The organism is Nocardiopsis lambiniae, from assembly GCF_031845465.1.
Taxonomy (GTDB): Bacteria; Actinomycetota; Actinomycetes; order Streptosporangiales; family Streptosporangiaceae; genus Nocardiopsis; species Nocardiopsis lambiniae.
Window position 1 is genome coordinate 534,672 of sequence record NZ_JAVREP010000001.1, and the last position, 26,062, is coordinate 560,733.

Genomic DNA, 26,062 nt, shown 5'->3' on the forward strand with positions numbered 1-26,062 from the left:
CCCGACCTCCTCCCGAAGCGGAGAATTCACCCTCTCCACGATGCTCCACCTTACTCCACTCTTCCCCACCGTCAACAGCTCCGATGGGGGCACAATGGCGGATTGGGCGACGAATGCGCAGGTCACAGCGGTGGTGCGTGGGTGGGGGATCCCGCGCCCCCCGGCGCGCCGTCCGGCGGACGGGAGGACGGACGCCCGGATCGGGCCCCGGAGGCGGCGGGGAAAGCCGGGAGACGCGGCTTTGCGAGAGTCTCTTTTCACAGCCGCCCCGTGGGTCGTAACGGGGTCGGAGCAAATGATCAGAAGATCAATTCTCGCGCTTTAGTACGCTTTCGTAGCATCAGCCCGCATTCGACGGCCGATTACGGCACTTTGGTTTGCAATCGCTCTGATTGGCCCTAGCCTCGGATCCGAACACCGACACACGGAGCGGGAGGGGTCTCGTGTCACTCGGCACACACCACGGCGGTCGCGGGGGCGGCGTCCAGGCGGACGTCGAAGAGATCGTCGCCGTGGCCGACCGCGTCCGCGGCGCCATCGAGACGGTCATCGAGGGCAAGCCGGAGGTGCTGCGCGTCGCGTTGACCGTCCTGCTCGCCGAGGGCCACCTGCTCATCGAGGACGTCCCCGGCGTCGGCAAGACCATGCTGGCCAAGGCGTTGGGCCGGGCCGTGGACTGCTCCGTGCAGCGCGTCCAGTTCACCCCGGACCTGCTGCCCAGCGACATCACCGGGGTCAGCGTCTACCACCAGGAGCGACGCGAGTTCGAGTTCGACCCGGGGCCGATCTTCGCCAACATCGTGCTGGGCGACGAGATCAACCGCGCCTCGCCCAAGACCCAGGCCGCCCTGCTGGAGTGCATGGAGGAGCGCCAGGTCAGCGTCGACGGCCGCACCCGCCCCCTGGAACGCCCTTTCATGGTCGTGGCCACCCAGAACCCGGCCGACATGGAGGGCACCTACGCGCTGCCCGAGGCCCAGCGGGACCGTTTCATGGCCCGGGTCTCCGTCGGTTACCCCTCCCCCCAGGCCGAGCTGGACATGATCGACTCGCACGGCACCCACTCCCCGTTGGAGGAGTTGACCCCCGTCACCGACGCCCTCACCGTCCGCCGGCTGGCCGACCTGGTCCGCCAGGTGCACGTCGCCCCCGGTATGCGCCGCTACATCGTGGACCTGGTCAACTCCACCCGGACCAGTCCCGAACTCGACCTGGGCGCGTCCCCGCGGGCCACCCTGCATCTGGTCCGGGCCGCCCGCGCCCACGCGGCCCTGGAGGGGCGCCACTACATCGTCCCCGACGACGTCCAGTCCCTGGCCGTCCCGGTCCTGGCGCACCGGCTGCTGCCCGGACCGCAGGCGCAGATGGAGCGCATGACCGCCGAGCGGATCGTCACCGACCTGGTCGCCCGCCTGCCCGTCCCCGCACCCCGTTGACCGCCTGACCGTCCGACCGTCCCGAGAGAGGGTCCATGCGCCCGCGACGAACCCTCACCGCCCGAGGCGTCTGCCTGCTGCTCCTCGGCCTGATCGCCCTCGTGGCCGGTCTCGTCATCGGCCAGCGCGAACTCGTGGCCCTGGGCGTGCTGGCCACGGCGGTCCCGCCGCTGGCGGCGCTCAGCGTGTTCGGCGCGGCGGGCCGGATCGCGCACAGCCGCCTCGTCACGCCCTCCCGGGTGCGGGCCGGCCATGACGCCCGTGTCATGGTGCGGGTGGGCAACTCCTCCCACGTCTGGCCGGTCACCTCCGTGTCGATCCGCGACACCCTGCCCACCCCCCTGGGGCACGAACCGCGCTACTCGCTCGGCCTCCTGGGCCCGCGCGGCGTGCGCGACCTCGCCTACCTGGTCCGTCCCGCCGTGCGCGGCAACTATCCGCTGGGGCCCCTGCGGGTGTCGGTGACCGACCCCTTGGGGTGCGTGCGGGTCGAACAGCGGCCGAGCGCCCCCGACCATCTGCTGGTCACCCCGGCGACCGTCCCCCTGGGCCGGGTCGGCACCGCCGACGGTTCCCAGGGCGACGACTCCCCGCGCCGTTCGACGAGCGGGATCGGCGAACAGGACCCGGTCCCCCGCGAATACCGGTACGGGGACGAGCTGCGCCGGGTCCACTGGCGTTCCACCGCCAAACACGGCGAGCTGATGGTGCGCCGCGACGAACAGCACCGGCGCGAGTACGGCACGATCCTGCTCGACACCCGCCGCCGCGCCCACGCGGGCACGGGGGCCGCCCATTCCCTGGAGACCGCGGTGAGCGCCGCCGCCTCCATCGCCCTGCACCTGCTCGACCAGGGCCACGAGGTGCGCCTGCACACCGAGCGCGGGCGGATGCCGGTGGCCGTCCCCTCCGCGTTGCTGGACGGGTTGGCCGTCATCGAACCCTCCGAGGCGACCGCCCCGCCGATCGGCGCCTCGGCCCTGGCCTCCTCCGCCTCCCTGACGGTGGCCGTCCTGGGCGCCGTGGAGGCCGAGGAGGCCGCCGTCCTGGCCAAGACCGGCGGCGGTCACCGCGTGGCCGTGCTGTGCGCCGGGGCCGCCTGGCCCTCTCCCGACGCGCTGCGCGGGGTGGGCGAGGTCCTGTCCGCGGGCGGCTGGCGGATCGTGCGCCTGTCCTCGATCGCCGAGCTGCCCCCGCTGTGGCGGGACGCCGCACCTCTCGGGAAGGTCCCGCGTTGAAAGCCCTGATGCCCCTGGCCGCCCTGGTCTGCCTGTTGTGCGCGCTCCCCCTCCTCTCCCCCTTGGTGCGCGGCGACGGCTGGTGGTCGTCCGCCGTCGTCCTCATGGTCACGGCGACCGTCGTGTCCGTCCTGTACCGGATGTGGAGCGGCCGGGTCGGGCTGCTGGTCCCGGTGCTGCAAACGGCGGTGGTGGGTCTCCTGATCGTGCCGTTGTTCGCCGGGCACCTGGCCCCGATGGGTCTGCTGCCCTCCGGTGCGGCGGTGGGGCACGTGTTCGAGGTGTTCTCCCGCGGGATGGAGGTCATCAACGGCGATCAGCCGCCGGTGACGGCGACCTCCGGTGTGGTGCTGATCATCGCCGTGTCCTTCGCGGTCTTCCTGATCGCCGCCGATTTCCTGGCCGCCACCGCGCGCTGCCCCGGTATGGTCGGCGGGTTGTTGCTGGCCTTGGCCGTGGTGCCGCTGCTGGTGGACGGGGACGGCATCGGAGCATGGCCCCTGGCCGTGTGCGCCTTCGGGTTCCTCCAACTCCTGGCCGTGGACGTGTGGGTGCGCGGCCGCGAGTGGGGGGTGGTGGTCCCGGTCCCCGTCGGGGGCGCCCTCCAGCACGCCCTCGTGGCGACGCTGGCCGGGGTCACGGCGATCGTGCTGGCGTCGGCCCTGCCCGCGGCGGTCCCGGGGTTGCGCACCGACGCGTTCCACTCCATGGCGGAGGGCACCTACATCGGCCGGCAGAACGACGTCATCACCACCACCCACCCGTTGGTGTCCCTGCGCCGGGAACTGCTGGCGGAGTCCGACCGGACCGTGCTGACCTACCGCACCGAAGCGGAGGAGCCCGGTTATCTGCGCCGGTACGTCCTCGACGAGTTCGACGGCGTGAACTGGACGATGAGCCCGGTCGACGCCTCCGGTGACACGCGGGTCGAGGACGACCTGCCCCTCCCCACCGGATGGCCCTCGGCGGCCGAGGAGGAGACCGTCCTCACCCGGGTCTCCCTGGACTCCGACATCGCCGGCATGGACTTCCTTCCGCTGCCGTACTGGGCGCGTTCGGTGGACGTGTCCGGTGAGTGGTACGTGCACCCCGACAGCCTCATGGTGTTCACGACCGAGCAGCCGTCCACCGGGCTCAACTTCACCGTGGAGACCGCCGAACGACCGGTCGACGCGCGGGAGCTGGCCGGGGCGGGCGCACCGCGTTCGCTGCCGGGGGACTTCCGTTCGCTGCCCCGGAACCTGGACCCGGGGGTCGGGGAGCTGACCCGGTCGTTGACCGGGCACACCGACTCCCCCTACCTCAAGGCGGTCGCCCTCCAGGAGTTCTTCACCTCGGGGGACTTCACCTACAGCCTGCGTCCGCCGGAGGTGCCCGGCGGTTCCGATCCGCTGGTCCACTTCCTGACCGTGGACCGGACCGGCTACTGCCAGCAGTTCGCCGGGGCGATGACCGTGATGGCACGCCAGGCGGGCATCCCCGCCCGGGTCGCGGTCGGCTACACCGCGGGTGAGCGGCTCGGCGACGGCCGGTGGACGGTGACCACCGGTGACGCCCACGCCTGGCCGGAACTGTACTTCGAGGGGGCCGGGTGGGTCCGGTTCGAACCGACGCCGGCCGGTGCGACCGGACAGGGATCGGCCACCGAGCCCGAGTACAGCACCGGCGGCGGTCTCGACGCCGAGATCCCCGGACCGGAGCCCACACCGACCACCGGCCCCGACGACGAGCCCAGTACGTCGGAGGAGGAGCCGGCGCCCTCCCCGGGGGCGAGCCCGTCCGCCGAGGCGGAGGAGACGGAGGGCGGCGCCGCGGCCCCCGCCGACCCTGACGGGACCGGACCGGACCTGTCGTGGGTGCCCGTGGCCACCGCGGTCGTCGGCGTTCTCCTCGTGCCGTTCCTGCCCGCCGCCGTGCGCGCCCTGGTGCGGCGTTCCCGGTCGGGACGCCCGGCGACCGCCTGGCGCGAGTTGCGGGACACGTGCGTGGACCTGGGGCTGGGCTGGGACCCGGCCGAGAGCCCCCGGGCCACGGCGGCGCGCCTGTCGGCGCTGCGCGACCGGAACGGGGTGCCGCTCCCCGAGGGGGTCCGGGCGGCCCTGCACCGGTTGGCCCTGGCGGAGGAGCGCGACCGGTACGCCCCCGCCGCGGTCTGGGACGACAGCGTGGGCGCCGACCTGCGCACGATCGTGGCCGGGCTGCCCGGGGTGATGACGCGGGGGGTGCGACTGCGTGCGACGCTGCTGCCCCGGTCCCTGGGGGACCGGCCGCGCGCGGTGACGCCCGCCCCCGAACCCCGAGGGGCGTGAGGGTGCCGGGCGGGCCCGGGAGGGCGCGCCCGGTTCCGTCTTCGAAGCGCACGGATCGCCGTGGGGCGAGGGCCTTGCGTGTCCGACCCCGCGCCCGGGGACGATCATGCCCTTCGCCCCGGGGGCACCGCGGCCGAGCGTCGCCTTCAACGATTTCCGGACCGGTCGCCCGGCGAGCGACCCGGCCGCCGGCTCCCGGGCGGCGGTGCCGCTGCCCATCGTGGGCGACCACGGGATTCCCGGTCACCGGACGTTCCTGTCGGCGGGCGCGGTCGGGGAGAGCGGCCGAACGACGACCGGGGTCCCGCACCGATGTGCGGGACCCCGGTCGTCTGCGAAGCCGATACCGGTCAGGGGGACGGGGTCACTCGTCACCCTGCTGGCGGCGACGCCAGCGCTCCTCGAAGCGGTTCATCATGCCGGGACGCCCATCGCCCTTGCGTCGTCGGGGCTGCTCGGCGACGACGGTCTCCGGGCCGCCTCCGGCCGCTCTGCGCCAGGCGTTGAGGCCCCATAGCAGGCAGGTCAGCATGACGAGGAAACCACAGACGCTGACGGTGACGCCCACGGCGGTGCCGATGGAGCTACCGAGCAACAGGCCCGTCAGCATCAGCACGAGGCCGAGAACGAACCCGAGTCCGGCTTTGATGATCCGGCGCTTGTGATGGACCACGGGGTTCGTCTGTCGAACGGTGTTCGCGAACTTCGGGTCCTCGGCATACAGCGCCTGCTCGATCTGGTCGAGCATGCGCTGCTCGTGTTCAGAGAGCGGCACGGCGCCTCCCTACGACAGTCCCCGGTTGGGGTGACGGGTACTGATCAACAGTCTCTTGGTCAGTGGTATGCCCAGAATACGGTGCGCTAGCGCACGGTGGAAGGAAAAGGTGCGTGCGGACCTGACCGACCAAGGTCACGATACCCCCGCGCTGTCTCGGAAACACCGGTTTCCATGCCTCTCTGTCTACCCTGACTCCGGTCCTGCACCGTATAACGCTCGGAACAGTCCAGAAGTTGCGGCATCATACGTCGTTTTCGTCACGCTTGGCCAATACAGCCGACTGTATCGCGCCGGGTCCGAATCGTTCCGCCACCCGGTCCATGACACGTTCGACGTCCCGCCAGCCCGTCTCCTGCTCGTCCAGGGCCAGTTGGCGATGGACCCCGCCGGCCGGGACCACGCCCTCCACCCGCACGCCGACCAGCCGCAACGGGGTCCCCTGGAGTCCGGACTCGGCGTACAGGGCGCGGGCCGCGGCGTTGATCTCCCGTCCGACGTCGGTGGCGTCGGGCAGGGTCCGGGCCCGGGTGATGGTGGAGAAATCACCGCGTCGGAGTTTGACGCTCACCGTGCGCCCCATCAGCCCCGAGGCGCGCAGACGTCTCCCGACCCTCTCCGAGAGCCGCAGCAACTCCTTGCGGACCGTCCCGGGGTCGGCGACGTCGGTGTCGAAGGTCTCCTCCGCGCCGACGCTCTTGTCGACGGATTCGGCCGCCACGGGGCTGTCGTCGACCCCGCGCGCCAGCTCGGCCAGACGGGTGCCGGCCTTGTCGCCCAGCTCCATGCGCAGCAGATCGCCGTCGTGGCGGGCCAGCGCGCCCACGGTGCGCACGCCCATGCGGGCCAGGGTCTGTTCGGTCTTGTCCCCCACTCCGGGCAGGGCGCCCACCGGCAGCGGATCCAGGAAGGCGCGGACACCGGCGGTGGGCACCAGGAGCAGGCCGTCCGGTTTGCAGTGGGTGGAACCGAGTTTGGCGACGAAGCGGGTGGCGGCCACCCCCACGGAACAGGTCAGCCCCTGTTCGCGTCGGATCCGTTCGCGGATCATCGCGGCGATCCGCACCGGCCCGCCCAGGCGGCGGCGCGCGCCCGACACGTCGAGGAACGCCTCGTCCAACGACAGGGGCTGCACCAGGGGGGTGACCGCGCGCAGGACCTCCATGACCGCCTCGGAGACGGCGCGGTAGGCGCGCCCGTCGGGTGGGAGGACCACCGCGTCGGGGCACAGGCGCAGGGCCCGGGTCATGGGCATCGCCGAGTGGACCCCCCTGGCGCGGGCCCGGTAGTCGGCGGAGGAGACCACGCCGCGCGGGCCGGTGCCGCCGACGATGATCGGCGCGTCCCCGATGCCGGGGTCGCGCAGCCGTTCCACGCTGGCGAAGAACGCGTCCATGTCCAGGTGCAGGACGTTGCAGTCGGAGTCGGGCCCCGACCCGTCGAGCGGGAACCCGGCGTCCAGGGGCACGATGCCCTCCGGGGAGACCATGCCCCGCAGCGCGGCCCCGCGTTCCAGTTGACGTCGGCTCATGCGGTCAGGCTACGCGCGGTCGGGGACGGTCCCGGCTCAGGGCCGGTGGGCGGTCACGTGGAGCTGGGTGGCGATGCCGAGCAGCTCGGGGTGCTCGGCGGCGGCCTTCTCCAGTTCCACCAGGTGTCGACCGGCGTGGACGTCGCCCTCCCAGGCCTGGCCCGGGACGAGGTCGGCGAACACCCGCACCCCGCGCACCCGTTCGTCGGTCAGGCCGACGGTGCCGACCAGTTCCAGGACGCCTCGCCGGGTGAACCGCCGGGGCATGGGGTCGCCGGGGCCCCAGCGGCCCTCGACGTCCTCCAGCAGGGCGCGGGCGTCGGTGAGGTGACCGGCCAGGGCACGGTGCAGGGCGCCGGCGACGGCGTTGGTGACCAGCAGGCTGACCGCACCGCCGGGGCGGGTGACGCCGACCACGTCGCGCAGGGCGGCGACCGGGTCGTCGACGTACTCCAGCACGTTGTGGACCAGGACCAGGTCGGTGCCGCCGGCCGGGAACAGGGACACCAGGTCCCCGATCTCCCCCTGCACACCGCGCACCCGGACGCCGCGTTCGGCGGCGCGGCGTTCGAGCGCGGCCAGCGAGTCGGGGCTGGGTTCGACCACGGTCACCCGGTGGCCGAGTTCGGCGAGCGGGACGGCCGCCCCGCCGGTGCCGCCACCGGCGTCGACGATGTCCAACGGGGCACCGCCGCCGAGTCGGTCCAGCAGCCCGGCCAAGGCCTCCCACACGACGGCGGTCCGCGCCGCGTTGGCCGCCCTGCCGGGGCCGGTCGCCCCGCCTTCGCCCAGACCGCCCGCGCTGGTGCCGGTCCTGTCACTCACCCGTGTCCCCCATGTCCGTTGCCGCCCGCCGGCTCTACAGCGCGAGCGTCGACTTGTTCTCCATGAGCCTGGACAGCAGCCCGTTGACGAAGTTGGGAGACTCGTCGGTGGACAGTTCCTTGGCGACGCCGACGGCCTCGGCGATCGCCACGGCGTCGGGGATGTCCTCGGCCCACAGCAGCTCATAGGCGCCCATGCGCAGGATGTTGCGGTCGACGACCGGCATCCGCTCCAGGGTCCAGCCGATGGCGTAGGTGTCCAGGAGTTCGTCGATGCGGTCGCGGTGCCCGTTGACGGAACGGGCCAACTGCTCGGTGAACTCGTTGATCGGCGGCTCGGGCTGGGCCAGGCGGCGCTTGATGACCTCTTCCACCGAGATGCCGCGCACCTCGGCCTCGTAGAGGACCTCGACCGCGCGCCGCCGCGCCTTGCGCCGTGCTCCGCTCATCAGTTGACTCGCCCGAGGTAGTCGCCCGTGCGGGTGTCGACCTTGACGCGCTCGCCGGTGGAGATGAACAGGGGCACCTGGATGGTGGCGCCGGTCTGGACGGTGGCGGGCTTGGTACCGCCGGTGGAGCGGTCGCCCTGCACACCGGGGTCGGTGTGGGTGATCTCCAGCTCGACGGCGGCGGGCAGCTCGATGTAGAGCGGGTTGCCCTCGTTGGTGGCCACCGTGACCTTGGTGTTCTCCAGGAGGAAGTTGCTGTCGTCGCCGACGACGGCGTCCGGGACCGGGAGCTGGTCGTAGGTCTGGGTGTCCATGAAGATGAAGGACTCGCCGTCGTGGTACAGGTACTCCATGTCGCGGCGATCGACGTTGGCGAACTCGACCTTGGCGCCGGCGTTGAAGGTCCGGTCCACGATCTTGCCCGTGAGGACGTTCTTCAGCTTGGTACGGACGAACGCGCCGCCCTTGCCCGGCTTGACGTGCTGGAATTCGAGGACGTTCCACAGAACGCCGTCGATCCGCAGGGTCGTGCCGTTCTTGATGTCGTTCGTCGTGGCCACTTCGGTCGTCTCTCCAAGGGGTCTGACACGTCGGGGGCCGGACCCTGGGGCCCGGTCCGCTGATCGGTGGGGCCGGCCGCGGGCGCCTCGGGGTCCGCCCCGAGCGCACCGGTGCGCAGGCCGCCTGGGTGCAAGTCTAGTGGCTTCCCGGAACCGGGGCGCCGTCCGCGACGGCGGCGTAGGCCGCGTCGAGCAGCTCGGGGGCGGGTCCGGCCAGGATCGCGGTCCTCGCCATGCCGTCCAGGACCACGAAGCGCAGGGTGGCGCCGCGGGTCTTCTTGTCCACGCTCATGGTGGCGCGCAGCTCGGGCCAGGCGGGCGCGGCGTAGGAGACGGGCAGGCCGACGGCGGTGAGCAGGGCCCGGTGGCGGGCCACCAGGTCGGCGTCGACGCGACCGTCGAGACGGGCGAGTTCGGCGGCGAAGACCATGCCGATGGAGACCGCGTACCCGTGCCGGAAGGTGTAGTTCTCGGCGCGCTCGATGGCGTGTCCCAGGGTGTGGCCGTAGTTGAGGATCTCGCGGCGACCGCTCTCCTTGAGGTCGCCGGAGACCACCTCGGCCTTGACCCGGATGGCGCGTTCGATGAGTTCGCGGGTGTGCCGTCCCTCGGGCAGGGTGGCGCCCTCGGGGTCGTCCTCGACCAGGTCGCAGATGACGGGGTCGGCGATGAAACCGGCCTTGATGATCTCGGCGAGGCCGCCGATGTAGTCGGCGCGGGGCAGGGTGGGCAGGGTGGCCATGTCGCACAGCACCCCGGCCGGGGGGTGGAAGGAGCCGACGAGGTTCTTGCCCTCGGGTGTGTTGATGCCGGTCTTGCCTCCGACGGCGGCGTCGACCATGCCCAGCAGGGTGGTCGGCACCAGGACCGAGCGCACCCCGCGCAGCCAGGTCGCGGCGACGAATCCGGCGAGGTCGGTGGCGGCCCCGCCGCCCACGCCCACGACGGTGTCGGTGCGGGTGAAGCCGTGTCGCCCCAGGCGGGACCACAGGTCGGCGGCGACGGCGACGGTCTTGGCGGCCTCACCGTCGGGGACGGGCATGGGGTGGGCCTCGTACCCGGCGGCCTCCAGGGCCTTGACGACGGGCCGGGCGATACCGCCGAGCCCTTCGGGGTGGACGACCGCCACCCGGGCGGCGTCCCCGACGAGCGAGGGAAGCTCGGAGAGCACGCCGCTGCCGACGACGACGTCGTAACGGCCGGCGTTGTCCCCGACCCTGATGCGCGTGACGGTCATCGGTCGGCCTTTCCGGTGTCGAGGGTGGGGACGATGACGTCGACGATCTCCTCGGGGTGGTACCCGGTGGTGGGCACCGTGACCGTGGCGAGGGACTCGTAGACGGGGAGGCGTTCTTCGAGGAGTTTGCGCAGTCGCGCGCGGGGGTTGCCGACCAGCAGCGGCCGGGCGGTGTCCATGCCGACGCGTTTGGCGGCCTCGGCGAACTCCACCTGGAGGTAGACCACGTGGTGGCCGGCGAGGTCGCGGCGGGTGTCCTCGTTCAGGACCGCGCCGCCGCCGACGGCGATGACGCCCTCCCAGGTGCGCAGTCCCTCGGCGACGATCTCGCGTTCCAGCGCCCGGAAGCGCTCCTCGCCCTCCTCCAGGAAGATGTCGCCGATGGGCTTGCCCGCCCGCTTCTCGATCTCGGTGTCGGTGCACAGCAGATCGACGCCGAGGCGTCGGGCCAGGGCCTCCCCGACCGTGGACTTGCCCGAACCGGGCGATCCGATGAGCACCGCGATCGCTTGTGACACGCTCTTCCCACCTTCGTCTCGTTCCCCGGGCCCGCCGGCGGGCGGGCCCGGGCGGGTCAGCGGATCTCCAGGGAGTCCAGGTACCCCTGGAGGTTGCGGGCGGTCTCGGCGACCGAGTCACCGCCGAACTTCTCGATGGCGGCCTCGGCGATGACCAGGGCGACCATCGCCTCGGCGACCACACCCGCGGCCGGGACCGCGGTGACGTCGCTGCGCTGGTGGTGGGCCTGGGCCGGTTCGCCGGTCTCGGTGTCGATGGTGTCCAGCGCCCGGGGGACGGTGGCGATCGGCTTCATGGCGGCGCGCACCCGCAGCGGGTCGCCGGTGCTCATGCCGCCCTCGACCCCGCCGGCGCGGTTGGTGCGGCGGCGCACGCCGTCCGGTCCGGGCTCGATCTCGTCGTGGGCCTCGGAGCCGCGGCGGGCGGCGGTGCGGAAGCCGTCGCCGACCTCGACGCCCTTGATGGCCTGGACGCCCATGAGGGCCCCGGCCAGCCGCGCGTCCAGGCGCCGGTCCCAGTGGACGTGGCTGCCCAGCCCCGGGGGCAGGCCGTAGGCGAGCACCTCGACGACGCCGCCGAGGGTGTCGCCGGACTTCTTGGTGTCGTCGACCTCGTCGACCATGCGGGCGCTGGTCGAGGGGTCGAAGCAGCGCAGCGGGTCGGCGTCGACGGCGGCGAGGTCCTCGGGCCGGGGTTCGGGCGCGTCCTCGGGGACGGCGACCGGGCCCATGGACACCACGTGGCTGAGGATCTCCACGCCGAGCGCCTGTCGGCAGAAGAGGCGGGCGACCTCACCGATGGCGACGCGTGCGGCGGTCTCCCGGGCGCTGGCGCGCTCCAGGATCGGCCGGGCCTCGGTGTGCCCGTACTTCTGCATGCCGACGAGGTCGGCGTGGCCGGGGCGCGGCCGGGTGAGCGGCGCGTTGCGGGCGATGCCGTCCAGTACCTCGGTGGGCACCGGGTCGGCGGACATCACCTTCTCCCATTTGGGCCACTCGGTGTTACCGACCTCGATGGCGACCGGACCCCCGAGGGTCAGGCCGTGGCGAATGCCTCCGATGAGGGAGACCTGGTCCTGTTCGAACTTCATCCGGGCGCCACGACCGTACCCGGCGCGGCGGCGGAGCAGCGCGGCGGTGATGTCGTCAGAGGTGACGGACACACCGGCCGGGAGGCCCTCCAGAATCGCGACGAGTGCCGGCCCGTGGGATTCCCCTGCGGTCAGCCAACGCAACATGGGTCCGATCTTTTCACGGATCGGTCCGAGGGGTGGCATCCGGTCTCAGAGTGCGGGCATCAGGGGTCGGGCGGCCAGGACGGTGGCCAGCGCGGTGGCGCACATGAACGGCCCCAGGGGGAAGGGGTCGCGGTGGGAGAGGCGGCGCAGTGCCAGCAGGACCAGGCCCACCGCGGAGAAGGCGGCGAAGGCCCAGAACACGGCGGTCAGCGCGCCCAACGGGCCGGCCGCCCATCCGGCGTAGAGGCCGCTGAGGCCCGAGAGTTTGACGTCGCCGAAGCCGAGCCCGCCGGGGCGGACGCGCCACAGCAGCCAGTACAGCACCGTGACGAGGACCATGCCGATGAGGGCGTCGGTGGCGCGGTGGAGGTGAGGGCCGCCGGGTGGGAGGAGGACCGCGGCCGCGATGAGCGCGGCGGCCACCGGGTAGGAGGGGCGGACGATGACGTCGGGGAGGCGTTGGACCCGCAGGTCCACGACGGAGAGCACCGCGCCCACCGCGACGAGCCACAGCCCGGCCGGGATCCACAGGGGGGTCCAGACGGGGTCCCGGAGGGCGGTCAGACCCACCAGGGTCGCGCCGAGCACGGCCAGGACGAGGACGCCGGGGTGGGAGCGGACGGTCTGTTCGCAGTGCGGGCAGGCGCCGCGGATGCGGAAGCAGCGGTCGGCCACGAGGGGGAACCAGCGGCAGAACACCAGTTCGGCGCGGCAGTGGGGGCAGCGGGGCGGCGGTGGCCCCTCGTCGTCGCCCCTGGGGGCCGGCGGCGGGGCCACCGCCTTGTCGGTGCCCGCGGTCGTGCCGTCGTCCGCGCCGGGAGAGACCCCGCCGTGGACGTCGGCGGGGACGTGCTCGCGGGGGCGGGCGGGGCCGAACAGGGGCACCAGGCGACCGCCGATATGACCGGCGACCAGTCCGAACAGGACCGATGTCGCGATGACGGCGATCGCCCACGGGTCCGGATGCGGCACGAACGCGGAGGGGGTGGGCATAGTGCGAAGCTACCGGTCGGCGATGCGTGGCGACAGGCCCGGATCGTACCTGTGGAAAAGCCCCGCGCGATCAGTCCTCGTCGCGGTGGGCGCGCACGACGGCGCTGAGTTCGATCCCGCCGGGCAGGACGTGGCGCAGTTCGGCGGCCAGGCGTTCGGCGACGCGGCGCAGGACCTCGTCGTCGCGTTCCTCCAGTTCGAGGCGGATGCCGATGTCGGCGCGTTCGGAGGGGTGGATGCGCACCCGTTCGATGCCGAACTCGGAGTGGGTCACCCGGTAGACGAGGGCGAGCACCTGGGGGTCGTCCTTGGGTTCGGGGACGGTGCCGTGTTCGGCGAGCATGGTGAGGAAGCGTCCCTGGACGCTGTAGGGCACCGGACCGGACACGTCGACGACCAGGGCGTCGGCGCCCTCTTCGACGGCGGCCCGGCAGGCGTCCTTGGTGGCGAAGGGGACGGGCCGGGCGTCGGGACGCCACCGGCGGACGGCGTCGACGGAGGTGAAGGCCAGTACGCCGCGGCGTCCGTCCTTGCCGGTCATGATCGGGACCGCGACCTCGCTGTTCTTGTCCTTGGTGAGCCCGCCGACGCCCTTCTCGGTCTCGGTGGCCACGGCGACCACGGGGATGAGGAGGCGGGAGGCGCCCAGGGCGGTCAGCACCTGGCGGTCGCCGATCTCGCCGGCGGCGTGGGCGCGCAGGCGGGATTCGACCTCGGGGTCGGCGCCGCCGTCGTCGTCACGGAAGTTCTGGGCGCCGATGATCGTTGGTCTGCTCACGGCCCCCGACTCTACCCGGGACGGGGGCCGGGCGGGTCGGTGTTCGGCTCAGTCGTGACCGGCCGTGGCGGAACGGTCGTCCGCTGGTCGGATGCCGTCCATCGGCGCGTCGCCGGAGGGTTCCAGGGTGGCGAGGATCGCCTCCAGGTCGGCGGTGCGCCGGGGGCCGAGGCGGTCGAACACGAGGGCGCGGACCCGGGCGGCGTGTCCGGGGGCGATGTCGGCCAGGAGGCGGGCGCCCTCGTCGGTGAGGACGGCCCACAGGCCGCGCCGGTCGTCGGCGCACTCCTGTTTGCGGACGAGCCCGTCGCGTTCGAGGCGGGAGATCTGGTGGGAGAGCCGGCTCTTGGAGACGATGACGCCGTCGGCGAGGGCGCGCATGCGCATGCGGCGTTCGGGCGCCTCGGACAGGTGCACGAGGATGCCGTATTCGACGAGGCTCAGTCCGCCGCGTTCGCGCAGATCGCGTTCGAGGTCGTCGTAGATCCAGGCGTTGACCCGCAGGAAGCCCCGCCAGACCCGTTGTTCGTCGGCGTCGAGCCATGCCGGGTTCTCCATGGGGCGATCCTAACGCCGACCGCTTGCGAACCCCGGATCGAACACCTAACCTTCTTCCAAGGAAGATATTTCTAAGGTACTTTGTTCCTAGGCAGATAGAGGGGCCCGATCCCGGGTCCCGACCCGCTCACAGGGAGATGTAGGCACATGGCAGCGCAGGAACTGAAGCCCGGCACCTGGACGATCGACGCGGCCCACAGCGTGGTCGGCTTCTCCGTCCGCCACATGATGGTGAGCAAGGTCCGCGGTCGGTTCGAGAAGTTCGACGCCACCCTGACCGTCCCCGAGGACCCCACGGGGGCGTCCGTCGAGGCCACGATCGACGCCGCTTCGATCAACACCGACAACGCCGACCGGGACGGCCACATCCGCTCCGCCGACTTCTTCGGCGTCGAGGACCACCCGGAGTTCACCTTCCGCTCCACCGGCCTGGCGGCCGACGGCGAGGACTTCGTCCTCAAGGGCGACCTGACCATCAAGGGCAACACCCACCCGGTCGAGCTCAAGCTGGAGTTCAACGGCTCCACCGTCGACCCCTACGGGCTGGACCGCGCCGGCTTCGCGGCCTCCACCCAGATCAGCCGCAAGGCCTTCGGCGTCGACATCGAGATGCCGATGGACGGTGGCGGTGTGGTCATCGGCGACAAGATCACCATCGACATCGACGCCGAGTTCACCCACCAGGCCTGAGCCGCCCTCCCGCCGAACGGTTCCCCGACCCGGTCGGGGCCGCGGACGGCGCCCACGGGACCCCGGGGTCCGGTGGAACCCCGGGGCGGTGGGCGGGGACCCGGCGCCCCCGCGCGGACCGGAAGCACGGACGGCGGGCACGGCGGCCCCCGCCCCTCGGGGGCGGGGTGGGGGACGCCGGTCCGCCCGCGCGGGAGAACGGCCGACCGACTTTGACGACACACCGTCACCACCCGGGGTGACGCTCGGCTATCGTCGGCGGGGGGAGGGCGCACGCCCTCCCCCCGCTTCGTCGTGCGCACCCGCGCCCCGCGCTCCAGGAGGAACCGTGCCGTCCAGCCCCTTCTCCCCCGAGGTCGTCACCGCCGTCACCGCCCACATGAACGGTGACCATCCCGAGGACACCCTGCTCATCTGCCGCGCCCTGGGCGGCCTCCCCGAGGCCACCGGGGCCCGCATGACCGGACTGGACGGCGAGGGCGGCGACTACGCGGTCACCGTCGACGGCACCGAGCACACCGTCCGCATCCCCTGGGCACGGCCGCTCACCGAGCGCGCCCAGATCCGCGTCGAGGTCGTGCGCATGTACCAGGAGGCCTGCGCGAAGCTCGGCCTCACCCCGCGCGGGCACTGACCCCGCCGGCCGGGCCGCGCGGCCGACCGTGACACGCGGGCACCGCCCGCCCCCGCTGTGACAGGGACCGCTTCAGCGGGAACCCGACGGCGGCCTCGGGAGTCCAACAGGGTGAAGACGGGGAGAGGCGCCACCCGGGGGTCCACGGGCGCACGGTCGCCGCACGGCGCCGCGGGGACACCCGGCCCAGACGGTCCGCCGATCCCACGGACGTCCAGACACCCACGCAACCGAAGGACGGCACCGACCTCCATGGTCACGCCCCACACCGGTGACGACAACGCGCCGACGCAACGGATCGAACCCACCGCGCCCACCGCCCAGGCGGGACCCTCACCAGGGGCCACGCGGTGGGTCACCCGTGTGCTGCGCCCCGGATCCACCCGCGACGGGACACCGCCCACCCGGGTCGCGGACCCCGGGTCGCCGCCCCGGGCCACCAGGGTCGAGCGGACCGCGTCGCCCGCCGCCCGGTCCCGCGGGACCGGGGCCCCGGGCGGCGGCGAGGACGCCCCCTGGTGGCGTTCCCTGTTCGGGCCGCTCCTGGACTGGATGGCCCGACTCGTCTCCCGGGTCGTCGTCGGCCCCGCCAGCGACCTGGACTACGCCGTCCCCGCCGAACTGCGCCGCCGCTACCAGGTGCTGGACCGCATCGGCGCGGGCGGCGAGGCCGTCGTCTACCTCGTCGAGCCCGCCGACTCCCCCGGCCGCCGCCTGGCGCTGAAGGTGTACCGACCCGGCCACGACATCAACCGGGAGCTCCTGGACCGGCTGCGCGCCCGCGGCACCGCCTCACCGCACACCCCGGCGATCCACGGCTACGGTCACGCCACCAGCTCCTGGGACGAGGCCCTGGCCTGGGAGGCCCAGGAGTACTTCGCCCACGGCACCCTGCGCACCGTCATCGACGGGGCCCCCGTGGACGAGGCCCGGGCCCGCGCCGTCGTCTCCGCCGTCGCCGAGTGCCTCCGCCACTGGCAGGACGACCTCCAGCACAACCACACCGACGTCAAACCCGAGAACCTGCTGGTGCGCTCCCTGGATCCGCCGGTGCTCGCGCTCACCGACTTCGGCGGCGCCGTCCGCGCCACCATGAGCCGTGTCTACGGCGGGCTGGCCATCACCGAGGACTACGCCGCCCCCGAGGTCGTGGAGGGTCGCCGCGAGGCCCCCGGCGCCTGGTGGGCCCTGGGCGTGATGGCCCACGAACTGGTCACCGGACGCCGCCCCGACCGCGGCGGCAACTGGCTCACCGCCCGCAACACCGAGGTGGACATCTCCGCCGTCGCCGACGAGCACTGGCGGCTGCTGGTACGCGGTCTGCTCGCCCCCTCCCCCTCCGCCCGCTGGGGGCACGCCGAGGTCTCCCAGTGGTTGGCCGGGGAACGCCCCGCGATCCGCACCGCCCGGCGCCTGCGCCCCATCGTGTTCGCCGGCGCCTCCCACGAGGACCCGCCCAGTCTCGCCTTCGACCTCCTCGACCGGTCCGACACCGGCGCCCTGTGGCTGCGCACCCACTGGTCGGAGCTGCGCACCTGGCTGGACCGCGAGGTCAAGGACCACACCTTCGACCGCGCCTACCTCACCGGCCTCGAAGGCCACCCCGAACGCGCCCACATCGCCATCAGCGCCCTGGCCGCCCGGTACGTCCCGGGCATGCCGCCGCGCTTCCACGGTCACGAGATCAGCGCCGACGGCCTGCTGGAACTGGCCACCGGCGAGGCCAGCCGGCACGCCGTGGTGCGCGAGGCCGTGGAATCGGGTGCGGTGGGGCTGGCCGCCCAGCACTGGTGCCCCCACCCGGGCTGCCGCACCGACGGGTCGGGGCGCTGTGTGCTCCTGGAACGCGTCCAGCACGAGGTCCCCCTGCTCATGGGGCGGGTCACCGAGAGCCTCGACCGGATCACCGGGGGCGGCGGCGACCGGCCGGACCACCCCGCCGCCCACGAGATCGACACCACCTGGGCGCGCGCCGTGGAACTGGTCCTGGACCCCGAGATCGCCTCCCGGCACCGCGCCCTGGTGCGCCGCCAGTCCTGGCATCCCGCCCAGCGCAGCACCGCGCCGCACGCCCCCTGGTGGACCGAACAGCGCCGCACCGGCCTGCGCGAGGGCGGCACCGACCCGCTGGCCTCGCGCGCCGCCCTGCTCACCGCCGTGCTCCTGCTGCCCGAGGCCGTCCGCATCGGCGGTTCCATCGCCGACCGCGAACGCGCCGACGGACGCGCCCGCCGCCAGGACCGGTGGGCGGCCCTGACCGGTTCGGCCCGGGAACGCTGGGACGAGACCCGCACCCGGATGGCCGACACCCGTCGCCGCCGGGCCGAGGCCGCCACCGGCGACGATCCGGCGATCGGCGGCACCGCACCGCAGCACGCCGCCCGTCGGCCCCCGTGGGGAGGGTGGGGCGCCGCACCGGACCCGAACCGGCCCGACCAGGCCGGGCCCGAGGGTTCCCAGCGGGCGCGGGACCGCGCCTCCCGTCGTGTCCAGCGCACCATGAGGCAGATACAGAAGGCGATGACGGCGGGCCGGTGCCGCCGCTTCGCCTACCCGGCGGCCCTGCTCGGGCTCGTCGACGGGTTGGGGCGGGCATTGCGCCCGGCGGACGGCTTCTATCCCGAGAGCGCGTTCGTCACCGACGCCTACACCGGCCTGGTGGAGGGCTCCCGGGGCCCGATCCTGGGGTCGCTGTCGGAGTTCACCGGAGCGGTCACCGGCCTGTTGCCCGGCGACACGGGCGCCGCCTGGTGGTTGCCGGTGCTGACCTCCATCGGGCTCATCGTGCTGGGACGCACCGCGGCGAGCACGAGGGCCGCCTCCCGGGCGCGACGCCGCCTGGCCGCGTCCCGCCTGGCCGTGGTCGGATCGGTGTTCATGCTGGTGGTCCTGTCGTCCACCGGGCTGTTGATGCTCGGCTCGGGTGTGCTCATCCCCCTCGACGGCCTGCTCGGCTGATCCCCGACAGAAGGCCCAGGGTCCCTCCCCTCCCGTGCGGGTCCACCGCGCGGGAGGCCAGCGCGAACAGGCGCTCGGCGCGCTCGTAGGACAGCCGCCGCCGCCCCGTGTCCGGGCACAGGTCCTCCGCCCCGGGGGTGCGGGCCGGACCGGGGCGACGGTCGGACAGGAACAACGGGCCGCGCGTGCGGTCTCCGACCAGGTCCGGCAGGAGCCGGGCGGTGCCCGAACGCCAGGTCACCAGGGCACCCTCGACCACGGCCGAACGGTCGTCGAGGTCCAGTTCCTCGACGTTCAGGGCCAGGGCGGTGCGCGCCGGGACACCGGACTCGCTGAGCAGACACCACAGGACGCGCTCGCGCACCGACGCGCCCTCCCCCTCGCACAGGGCGCGCACCGCGCCCGGGTCGATCTCCGCGGGCGCGGTCGCGGGTTCGGCCCTCCGCTCCAACGCCGCGTCGATCCCCGCCAGGTCCATCCGGGCGGCGAACGACCGCACCGCCGACCGGTGCCGGTTCCAGGTACGGGCGGCGGCCCCGCCCCAGGCCGCCGCGAACACCCCGGCCACCCGCTCGGCGGTCAGATCGGTCAGGGGCAGCCCCTCCCCCAGGGACCGGCACAGCCGGTGCAGGGTCCGCCCGTAGGAGCGGGCGGCCTGCTCCCCCAGGTCGTCGCGGGCGAGGAAGGCGCGCACGGTCTCCCCCAGGAGGGGGCCGGTCGGGGCGGCCGACAGGTCTGCGGCCCGACGCAGCAGGAAGGCGTGTTCGGCGCTGTTGTCGGTGAGGGCGGCGGCACGCTCGAACTCGACCCTCGCCTCGGCGGGACGCCCCGATCGCGCCAACAGGTCCCCGCGCACGCTCGGCAGCAGGTGGTAGTCGCGCAGCGCGGGCTCCGCCGCCACCGCCTCCACCGACTCCAGCCCCCGCTCGGGGCCGTGCGCGAAGCCCACCGCCACCGCCCGGTTGAGCAGCACCACGGGGGTCGGGGTCAGGTCCGCCAACCGGTCGTACAGGAGGGCGATCCGCCCCCAGTCGGTGGCCTCGGCGTCGGGCGCCCGCGCGTGACAGACCGCGATGGCGGCCTGGAGCGTGTAGGGGCCGGGCGGGCCGCCCGCGTCGCGGGCGCGCAGCATCGCGGCGAAGCCGCGTCGGACGCCCTCCCGGTCCCACCGGCTCCGGTCCTGTTCGTGCAGTCGCAGTGGTTCGCCCGAGGGGCCGATACGGGCGGCCGATCGCGACCGTTGGAGTTCCATCAGGGCGACCAGGGCGTGCGCCTCGGCCCGGTCCGGGACCAGTGCGGCGAGCATCCGGCCGGTGCGCAACGCCTCCGCGCACAAGCGGGGCCGCATCAGTCCGGGTCCGGCGGTGGCCGTATGGCCCTCGTTGAAGACCAGGGAGATCACGTCCAGGACGGCGGGCAGACGGTCGGCGACCTCCTCAGGCCCGGGAGGTTCCAGGGCGGCGCCGCGTTCGGCGAGCGTGCGCTTGGCCGAGGCGATCCGCCGGGCGATGTCGCGCTCGGGGGTGAGCAGGGCACGCCCGATCTCGTTGTCGGTCAGACCGGTGACCAGGCGCAGGGTGAGGGCGACGCGTTCGCCGACCGACAGCTCCGGGTGGCAGGTCAGGAAGAGCAGCCGCAGCACGTCCTCGGGTTCCCCGCCCGGCCCGCCCGCCTCCTCCGGGGCCGCCCGTTCGAGGTCGTGGGCGATGCGCTCGTGTTCGCGTTCCAGGCGCTGTTCGCGGCGGATACGGTCCAGGGCGCGGCGTTTGGCGGCGGTGGTGATCCAGGCGGCGGGGTTGTCGGGCACCCCCTCGTGCGGCCACTGTCGCAGCGCGTCGACCAGGGCGTCCTGGGCGCACTCCTCGGCGGTGCCGAGGTCGCGCACGACGCGGGTGAGCGCGGCGACGATCCGCGCCGACTCGGCCTTCCAGACGGCGTCGACGACGTCGTGCACTTCGTTCACACCCTCGATGACAGCACCGCCCCGGGCGCGAACGCAACCCGGGGCGGTGTGGTGCGGGGTGGTCAGGAGAAGACCCGCCGGATGACGCTCTCGCCGTCACCGACGATCCGACGGAACCGGCGGGCCAGCTCCAGTGCCTCCTCCTCGGTGGCGACGTCGATCAGCGCGAACCCGGCCACGGCCTCCTTGCTCTCGGTGAAGGGGCCGTCGGTGACGGTGATCTCGTCCCCGTGGGAGGCGACCCGGACCCCGCCGGGCTCCAGACCACCGGTGGCCACCAGGACCCCGGCGGCCGTGAGTTCCTCCACGAACGCCGCCATCTCCACGTACAGGCCCTCGTCGGTACGGGCGTTCTCCTCGGGTCGGCTCAGCATCAGGAATCGCATGGGGTGCTCCTCGTTTCTCGTGCGCCTCGCGCATCGGCCGCGAACACCTACACGTCGTTCGGGAGACGTGACAGGGAACGCCGGCGTTCCCTGTCACGTCTCCGGTTCGACGTGGGGGTGAGAAGGACACCGCCCCGGAAGGACACCGATCATGATCACCGACCCGACCCCCACCGCCACCGCCCGCCCGGGCACCCGTGCGCTGCTCGCCTGCGCCGTCGTCGCCGGCCCGCTGTGGGCCGGCGTCTCCCTGGCCCAGGTGGTCGGCAGGGAGGGCTTCGACCTCACCCGCCACCCGCTCAGCGCGCTGAGCAACGGCGACCTCGGTTGGCTCCAGATCGCGAACTTCGCGGTCGCCGGAGTCCTGGCCGTCGCCGGGGCGATCGGGCTGCGCCGGGCCCTGGCCGGCGCCCCGGGCGGCGTCTGGGCGCCCCGGCTCGTCGCGACCTACGGCATCGGGATGATCGCCGCCGGCGCGTTCGTCATGGAACCGGCCGACGGGTTCCCCGTCGGCACCCCCGAGGGAACGCCCACCGCGCTGGGATGGACGTCCTTCGCCCACATGGCCGCGGGTTCGCTCACCTTCATCGCGCTGATCGCCGTCTGTTACGTCCTGGCCCGCCGCTTCGCCCGCACCGGCGACCGCGCCCGCAGCGTGCTCTCCGTGATCGCCGGCACCGCCCTGCTCCTGGGCGACGGCTGGGCGATGGCCGGCGGCGCCCTCGGCTCGCTGACCCTGGCCGTCGGCGCGATCACCGCGATGCTGTGGGTCTCCGCCGTCGCCGCCCACCACCTGCGCACCGCCTGACGCCACCCGCCCGACCGGGCCGGGTCCCGCCCCCGGGGAGGTCGACCCCGAGGCGATCGCCGAACGGTCCGGCGGGCGGCGCGTCCCCCGGCGTGATCCCCCTCCCACCGGCCCCGTTCGCCCCTGCCGAACGGGGCCGGTGGGCTATGATCTCCCGGTTCGGCAGCGGGCCGGACCGTGGTGGGGATCGGGCGAGGACCGTGGAGAGGCCGCACGTGGGAGAGACCATCGAACTGCGCTCGGGGGGGTTCCGTGCCCGCATCGCGACCACGGGGGCCGCGATCCAGGCGCTCACCTGGCGGGACGACGACCTGGTGTGGCCCTACACCGGGACGCCCACCGCGTTCCAGGGGCAGGTGCTCGCCCCCTGGCCCAACAGGATCGGCGAGGGCCGCTACCGGTTCGACGGAGCCGAGTACCGGCTCGACGTCAACGACCCCGCCACCGGGGCCGCCATCCACGGACTGGTCCATGACCGGCCGTGGGACCCGGTCCGGGTCACCGAGGACTCCGTCGACCTGCACCTGGCCCTGCCCGCCACCCCCGGGTACCCGTTCACGCTGGCCATAGAGCTGACCTACCGGTTGGGCGAGGACGGCCTCACCGTCACCACCGTCGCACGCAACACCGGGGACTCCCCCGCACCGTTCGGGCTGGGTTTCCACCCCTACCTGGCCCTGGGCGAACCCGTGGGAGGGCTGGCCGCCCGCGACGCGCTCACCCTGAGCGCCCCCGTCGACCGGTACCTGCCGACCGACGACCGGCTGCTGCCCGTCGGGGACCCCCTCCCGGTGGCCGACACCGACCTGGACTTCGGTCCGCCCGGCCGGGGCCTGGGCGACACCGTGCTCGACACCGCCTTCACCATCGGCGGGCGCGACGCCGACGGGCGGGCGTGGACCCACGTGGACGGCCCCCGGTACCGGGTGTCGGTGTGGTGCGACGCGAGCTTCGGGTACCTCCAGCTGTTCAGCTCCGACACCCTCGGCGGCGCCGACCACCGCGCCCACCTGGCGGTCGAACCGATGACCTGCCCGCCCGACGCGTTCGTCAGCGGGGACGGCCTCATCGTGCTGGCGCCCGGCGCCGACAGCCGGCACGTCTTCGGCATCACCGCCGCACCGGCGGCCTGAGGGGCCGTCCGGTCCCCGGCCTCAGCGGCTCAGCAGGTCGCTGAGGCGGGCCAGGTCCTCCACCGTGTCGATGTCCTCGGGGCTGGCGACGTCGTCGCAGGCCACCGCCGTGACCACGTGCGAGTAGGCGCGCAGGAACGGGCGCGCCCCCACATCGTCCACCGCCATGGCGTGCACCGTCGACCAGTGCTCGCGCCCGATGAGCACCGGGTTGCGCTGGTTGCCCCGATAGGTGGCCACCGCCGCACGGGCGCCCTCGGCGTGCGCCGCGACCAGGCGGGCCACCGCCTCGGGGGTGACCAGGGGCTGATCGGCCAGGGAGATCAGGACCGCGTCGACCCCGTCGGGCAGGGCGTCGATGCCCACCCGTACGGACGAACCCATCCCCGAGGCCCAGTCGGGGTTGAACACCGTCCAGGCGTCGGGGACCGTCGTGTCCGCCGCCCCCAACACCGCCAGAACGGGTTCGCAACCCCCCAGGCGCAGGGTGCGGACCCCCCGATCGACCAGGCGTTCACCGCCCACCTCGACCAGCGCCTTGGGCCGGCCCAACCTGCTTCCGGCACCGGCCGCCAACAACAGGCCCGCGACCCGGCCGTGTTCCCCGTCCCCGCTTCCCATGCCGCGATGATGCCATGCGCGGCCTCTCCGTACCGGCCACCTCGGGCACAGGGTCCGAAGTGATTCCCGGGCCCGACCGATGAGACCGCCATGACCTGCGGTTTCACCCGAACCGAATTTTCGGTTCACCTGTTGACGTGACCGAATCCGGCCGGAACAAAGGGTTCCACGGGGACGTCCCGGTGGATCCGACCCGTGGTCTCGCGCAGCGCGCGACCGCTCCCGCCCCACCGGGTCCGCACCAGTTCGGCCGCGATCGACACCGCCGTCTCCTCCGGGGTCCGCGCCCCCAGGTCCAGACCGATCGGCGAATGCAGCCGCGCCAGGTCCTCCTCGCCCACACCCGCCTCGCGCAGCCGGGCCATCCGGTCGTCGTGCGTACGCCGCGACCCCATCGCGCCGATGTACCCGGCCCGGGTCCGCAACGCCGCCGTCAACACCGGCACGTCGAACTTGGGATCGTGGGTCAGCACACAGATCGCCGTGCGCTCATCGATCCGGTCGGCCACCTCGTCCAGGTACACGTGCGGCCACTTGACCACCACCTCCTCGGCGGCGGGGAACCGCCTGGCCGTGGCGAACACCGGACGGGCGTCGCACACCGTCACCCGGTACCCCAGGTACGCGCCGAGTTCGGCGACGGCCGCCGCGAAGTCGATCGCGCCGAACACCAGCATCCGCGGCGGCGGCGCGAACGACTGCACGAACACCTCCAGCTCGTCACCGCGCCGCTGCCCGTCCACCCCGTAGCGCAGCAGGCCGGTACCGCCCTGCGCCGACATCCCGCGCACATCGTCGTCGAGGGCGTCGGTCAGCCGGGCACCGCCCACGTCCCCCTCGGCGTCGGACGGCCACACGATCCGCCGCCGACCGACCCGGTCGGCGTCCGACGGGTCCGACACCACCGTGGCCACCGCCACCGGCTGGTGCTCGTCGATCGCCCCCAGCACCGCGCCCAGCCGGGGATACCGCGCGCGGTCCACCGGCTCGACGAACACGTGCAGGGTGCCACCGCAGGTCAGGCCCACACCGAAGGCGTCCTCATCGGCGACCCCGTAGGTCCGGCGCACCGGCACCCCGGTGCGGATCACCTCCATCGCCTCCTCGTGGACCGCGCCCTCCACGCAGCCGCCCGACAGGCTCCCGAACACCTCGCCCGACGCGCTCACCGCCATCGCCGCACCGGCGGGGCGCGGCGCGCTCTTGAAGGTGTCGATCACCGTCGCCACGGCGAACGTCTCCCCGGAGGCGTACAGCTCCGACACGGCCGCTCGGATATCGCGCACCTGCCACCCCGTTCCCGACTCCCTCGACACACCTGTGGTCATCGCTACCAAGGTATGTGCCCCGCACCGCACGACGGGAGCCCTCGTTCCATCAAGAAACGAGGGCTCCCGTTGGAGCTTCCTACGAGGAGGTGTCAGTCCCGGCCCGGCTCCGCGGCCTCGCCCCGCTCGCGCAGCAGCAGACGGAACTCCTCCAGGGCCGCCCGGCCCCGGTCGCCGTCGGCGCTCTGGATGCCCATCACCGCCAACGTGGTGCCGTCGGACAGGTCCACGGACGGCCACGGCTCCCCCTCGGGCATCCGCACGTCCACGATCTCCGCCCACCACAGCACGTGGGTGCGGATGCCGTTCACGACCGTGACGGTCTCCTCGGTGGCCACCAGCCGGGGCCGGGCCAACAGGTGCAGCCCGGCGGCGATCGCCACGCCCAGACCCACGAGCATGACCCGGTCCATGAACCGCCAGTCCCCCGGCAGGATCACCGCCAGGACCGCCATCGTGGCGACGATCAACAGCCCCAGGCCGTAGGCGACCACTCGCACCACCCGAGGACGCCAGGTCCGGGGCAGTGCCGGCCGTTCCGACGTATCGTCCACGGTCTGTTCCCTCGTCCGCACCCGTTCGCTCCACTCCCGGGGTCGCCCCCGCGACCCGAATTCAGCTCCGCAGTCCGCGCAGGACCACCGCGGCGTCCAACGCGGCCTCGGCCGCCTCCGCGCCCTTGTTCTCGACGCTGCCCGGCAGGCCGGCGCGGTCCCGCGCCTGTTCCAGGGTGTCACAGGTCAGGACACCGTTGCCCACGGGGGTGGACTGGCGCAACGCCACCTCGGTGAGGCCCTGCGTCACCGACTGGCACACGTAGTCGAAGTGCGGGGTCCCGCCCCGGATGACCGCGCCCAGCGCGATCACCGCGTCGTGCCGGCGGGCGAGTTCCTGCGCCACCACCGGGATCTCCACGGCCCCCGCCACCCGAACCACCACCGGTTCGGCGGCGCCCGAGGACTTCACCACGTCCAGGGCGTTGGCCAGCATCGGCTCCACGATCGGGGCGTTCCAGCGGGTCACCACGATGCCCACCGACATGCCGGAGGCGTCCAGGCCCAGCTCCTCGGGACGTCCTTCACCGCTCATCGTCGCTA

At 73.4% G+C, this 26,062-nt stretch carries 25 protein-coding genes; 8 read left to right on the forward strand and 17 right to left on the reverse strand.

The features are described from left to right. Positions 1-443: 443 nt before the first annotated feature. The 3 genes from RM479_RS02400 to RM479_RS02410 are packed head-to-tail and all read left to right on the forward strand — an operon-like array spanning position 444 to position 4,983. Positions 444-1,436 carry an AAA family ATPase gene (locus RM479_RS02400; RefSeq protein WP_311510063.1) on the forward strand — a complete coding sequence of 331 codons (993 nt, stop codon included), beginning with the start codon at positions 444-446 and terminating at the stop codon, positions 1,434-1,436. A 35-nt stretch (positions 1,437-1,471) separates the two neighbouring features. Then, positions 1,472-2,674 carry a DUF58 domain-containing protein gene (locus tag RM479_RS02405; RefSeq protein ID WP_311510064.1) on the forward strand — a complete coding sequence of 401 codons (1,203 nt, stop codon included), beginning with the start codon at positions 1,472-1,474 and terminating at the stop codon, positions 2,672-2,674. Beyond that, positions 2,671-4,983: a transglutaminase family protein gene (locus tag RM479_RS02410; protein WP_311510065.1), complete on the forward strand. Its 2,313-nt coding sequence runs from the start codon at positions 2,671-2,673 to the stop codon at positions 4,981-4,983. The genes RM479_RS02405 and RM479_RS02410 overlap by 4 nt, the downstream gene beginning before the upstream one ends. A 364-nt stretch (positions 4,984-5,347) precedes the next feature. Here RM479_RS02410 and RM479_RS02415 read toward each other — a convergent pair whose 3' ends face one another. The 11 genes from RM479_RS02415 to RM479_RS02465 form a co-directional block, all read right to left on the reverse strand. Next, complete coding sequence (locus RM479_RS02415; RefSeq protein ID WP_274807804.1) at positions 5,348-5,758, reverse strand: DUF3040 domain-containing protein; 411 nt, start codon at positions 5,756-5,758, stop codon at positions 5,348-5,350. A gap of 244 nt (positions 5,759-6,002) precedes the next feature. Continuing rightward, a complete protein-coding gene (dinB, locus tag RM479_RS02420) occupies positions 6,003-7,289 on the reverse strand; it encodes a DNA polymerase IV (RefSeq protein WP_311510066.1) in 1,287 nt (428 codons plus the stop codon). Positions 7,290-7,325: 36 nt separating this feature from the next. Then, positions 7,326-8,114, reverse strand: coding sequence for a methyltransferase domain-containing protein (locus RM479_RS02425; protein WP_311510067.1), 789 nt, complete (start codon positions 8,112-8,114; stop codon positions 7,326-7,328). Positions 8,115-8,148: 34 nt separating this feature from the next. Then, positions 8,149-8,562, reverse strand: a complete 414-nt coding sequence (gene nusB / locus RM479_RS02430) for a transcription antitermination factor NusB (protein WP_274807801.1) — start codon at positions 8,560-8,562, stop codon at positions 8,149-8,151. Further along, positions 8,562-9,122, reverse strand: coding sequence for an elongation factor P (gene efp, locus RM479_RS02435; RefSeq protein ID WP_274807800.1), 561 nt, complete (start codon positions 9,120-9,122; stop codon positions 8,562-8,564). The genes nusB and efp overlap by 1 nt, the downstream gene beginning before the upstream one ends. A gap of 136 nt (positions 9,123-9,258) precedes the next feature. Beyond that, positions 9,259-10,359 (reverse strand): 3-dehydroquinate synthase, encoded by a 1,101-nt coding sequence (gene aroB, locus RM479_RS02440; protein WP_311510068.1) that lies wholly within the window; start codon positions 10,357-10,359, stop codon positions 9,259-9,261. Further along, the gene (locus tag RM479_RS02445; protein ID WP_311510423.1) at positions 10,356-10,859 is read right to left on the reverse strand and encodes a shikimate kinase; all 504 of its coding nucleotides are present in this window, start codon (positions 10,857-10,859) and stop codon (positions 10,356-10,358) included. The genes aroB and RM479_RS02445 overlap by 4 nt, the downstream gene beginning before the upstream one ends. Before the next feature lie 74 nt (positions 10,860-10,933). Next, entirely contained in the window at positions 10,934-12,115 is a 1,182-nt protein-coding gene (gene aroC, locus RM479_RS02450) for a chorismate synthase (RefSeq protein ID WP_311510069.1), read from the reverse strand. A gap of 45 nt (positions 12,116-12,160) precedes the next feature. Then, positions 12,161-13,108 carry an A24 family peptidase gene (locus tag RM479_RS02455; RefSeq protein ID WP_311510070.1) on the reverse strand — a complete coding sequence of 316 codons (948 nt, stop codon included), beginning with the start codon at positions 13,106-13,108 and terminating at the stop codon, positions 12,161-12,163. A gap of 70 nt (positions 13,109-13,178) precedes the next feature. After that, positions 13,179-13,886, reverse strand: a complete 708-nt coding sequence (locus RM479_RS02460) for an SseB family protein (RefSeq protein WP_274807796.1) — start codon at positions 13,884-13,886, stop codon at positions 13,179-13,181. A 48-nt stretch (positions 13,887-13,934) separates the two neighbouring features. Beyond that, a complete protein-coding gene (locus tag RM479_RS02465) occupies positions 13,935-14,444 on the reverse strand; it encodes a MarR family winged helix-turn-helix transcriptional regulator (protein WP_311510071.1) in 510 nt (169 codons plus the stop codon). A gap of 147 nt (positions 14,445-14,591) precedes the next feature. Between RM479_RS02465 and RM479_RS02470 the strand changes: the two genes are divergently transcribed. From RM479_RS02470 to RM479_RS02480, 3 genes are all read left to right on the forward strand, one after another. Beyond that, entirely contained in the window at positions 14,592-15,134 is a 543-nt protein-coding gene (locus RM479_RS02470; protein WP_274807794.1) for a YceI family protein, read from the forward strand. Between the two features lie 379 nt (positions 15,135-15,513). Continuing rightward, on the forward strand, positions 15,514-15,768 hold the full coding sequence (locus RM479_RS02475) for a DUF2470 domain-containing protein (protein WP_397221298.1): 255 nt from the start codon (positions 15,514-15,516) through the stop codon (positions 15,766-15,768). 252 nt (positions 15,769-16,020) lie between these two features. Continuing rightward, positions 16,021-18,726, forward strand: coding sequence for a protein kinase domain-containing protein (locus RM479_RS02480; RefSeq protein ID WP_311510073.1), 2,706 nt, complete (start codon positions 16,021-16,023; stop codon positions 18,724-18,726). Here the strand turns inward: RM479_RS02480 and RM479_RS02485 are convergent. Together RM479_RS02485 and RM479_RS02490 are read right to left on the reverse strand one after the other, a co-directional pair. After that, positions 18,698-20,689 carry a DUF6596 domain-containing protein gene (locus tag RM479_RS02485; protein ID WP_311510074.1) on the reverse strand — a complete coding sequence of 664 codons (1,992 nt, stop codon included), beginning with the start codon at positions 20,687-20,689 and terminating at the stop codon, positions 18,698-18,700. The two genes, RM479_RS02480 and RM479_RS02485, sit on opposite strands and share 29 nt — an antisense overlap. 62 nt (positions 20,690-20,751) lie before the next feature. Next, positions 20,752-21,075 (reverse strand): YciI family protein, encoded by a 324-nt coding sequence (locus RM479_RS02490; protein ID WP_311510075.1) that lies wholly within the window; start codon positions 21,073-21,075, stop codon positions 20,752-20,754. A gap of 151 nt (positions 21,076-21,226) precedes the next feature. On the opposite strand from RM479_RS02490, the gene RM479_RS02495 reads away from it, so the two are divergent. Both RM479_RS02495 and RM479_RS02500 read left to right on the forward strand, forming a co-directional pair. Next, the gene (locus RM479_RS02495; RefSeq protein WP_311510076.1) at positions 21,227-21,883 is read left to right on the forward strand and encodes a DUF998 domain-containing protein; all 657 of its coding nucleotides are present in this window, start codon (positions 21,227-21,229) and stop codon (positions 21,881-21,883) included. A 215-nt stretch (positions 21,884-22,098) separates the two neighbouring features. Beyond that, positions 22,099-23,016 (forward strand): aldose 1-epimerase family protein, encoded by a 918-nt coding sequence (locus RM479_RS02500; protein WP_311510077.1) that lies wholly within the window; start codon positions 22,099-22,101, stop codon positions 23,014-23,016. A gap of 21 nt (positions 23,017-23,037) precedes the next feature. Here the strand turns inward: RM479_RS02500 and RM479_RS02505 are convergent, their stop codons facing one another. From RM479_RS02505 to ribH, 4 genes are all read right to left on the reverse strand, one after another. Beyond that, on the reverse strand, positions 23,038-23,637 hold the full coding sequence (locus tag RM479_RS02505) for a nucleotidyltransferase family protein (protein ID WP_311510078.1): 600 nt from the start codon (positions 23,635-23,637) through the stop codon (positions 23,038-23,040). Positions 23,638-23,762: 125 nt separating this feature from the next. Continuing rightward, positions 23,763-24,923, reverse strand: coding sequence for an XdhC family protein (locus tag RM479_RS02510; protein WP_311510424.1), 1,161 nt, complete (start codon positions 24,921-24,923; stop codon positions 23,763-23,765). Positions 24,924-25,057: 134 nt separating this feature from the next. Next, positions 25,058-25,519: a PH domain-containing protein gene (locus RM479_RS02515; RefSeq protein WP_311510079.1), complete on the reverse strand. Its 462-nt coding sequence runs from the start codon at positions 25,517-25,519 to the stop codon at positions 25,058-25,060. Between the two features lie 61 nt (positions 25,520-25,580). Further along, the gene (ribH, locus tag RM479_RS02520) at positions 25,581-26,054 is read right to left on the reverse strand and encodes a 6,7-dimethyl-8-ribityllumazine synthase (RefSeq protein WP_274807785.1); all 474 of its coding nucleotides are present in this window, start codon (positions 26,052-26,054) and stop codon (positions 25,581-25,583) included. Between the last annotated feature and the right edge of the window lie 8 nt (positions 26,055-26,062).

What these genes read in the sequence shown, in the direction of transcription:
- RM479_RS02505 (WP_311510078.1), bottom strand. Translation starts at nt 23,637, where the DNA reads ATGGGAAGCGGGGACGGGGAACACGGCCGGGTCGCGGGCCTGTTGTTG.
- ribH (WP_274807785.1), bottom strand. Translation starts at nt 26,054, where the DNA reads ATGAGCGGTGAAGGACGTCCCGAGGAGCTGGGCCTGGACGCCTCCGGC.
- aroC (WP_311510069.1), bottom strand. Translation starts at nt 12,115, where the DNA reads ATGTTGCGTTGGCTGACCGCAGGGGAATCCCACGGGCCGGCACTCGTC.
- RM479_RS02495 (WP_311510076.1), top strand. Translation starts at nt 21,227, where the DNA reads ATGATCACCGACCCGACCCCCACCGCCACCGCCCGCCCGGGCACCCGT.
- RM479_RS02490 (WP_311510075.1), bottom strand. Translation starts at nt 21,075, where the DNA reads ATGCGATTCCTGATGCTGAGCCGACCCGAGGAGAACGCCCGTACCGAC.
- RM479_RS02405 (WP_311510064.1), top strand. Translation starts at nt 1,472, where the DNA reads ATGCGCCCGCGACGAACCCTCACCGCCCGAGGCGTCTGCCTGCTGCTC.
- RM479_RS02455 (WP_311510070.1), bottom strand. Translation starts at nt 13,108, where the DNA reads ATGCCCACCCCCTCCGCGTTCGTGCCGCATCCGGACCCGTGGGCGATC.
- RM479_RS02480 (WP_311510073.1), top strand. Translation starts at nt 16,021, where the DNA reads ATGGTCACGCCCCACACCGGTGACGACAACGCGCCGACGCAACGGATC.
- nusB (WP_274807801.1), bottom strand. Translation starts at nt 8,562, where the DNA reads ATGAGCGGAGCACGGCGCAAGGCGCGGCGGCGCGCGGTCGAGGTCCTC.
- RM479_RS02470 (WP_274807794.1), top strand. Translation starts at nt 14,592, where the DNA reads ATGGCAGCGCAGGAACTGAAGCCCGGCACCTGGACGATCGACGCGGCC.
- dinB (WP_311510066.1), bottom strand. Translation starts at nt 7,289, where the DNA reads ATGAGCCGACGTCAACTGGAACGCGGGGCCGCGCTGCGGGGCATGGTC.
- RM479_RS02475 (WP_397221298.1), top strand. Translation starts at nt 15,514, where the DNA reads ATGAACGGTGACCATCCCGAGGACACCCTGCTCATCTGCCGCGCCCTG.
- aroB (WP_311510068.1), bottom strand. Translation starts at nt 10,359, where the DNA reads ATGACCGTCACGCGCATCAGGGTCGGGGACAACGCCGGCCGTTACGAC.
- RM479_RS02465 (WP_311510071.1), bottom strand. Translation starts at nt 14,444, where the DNA reads ATGGAGAACCCGGCATGGCTCGACGCCGACGAACAACGGGTCTGGCGG.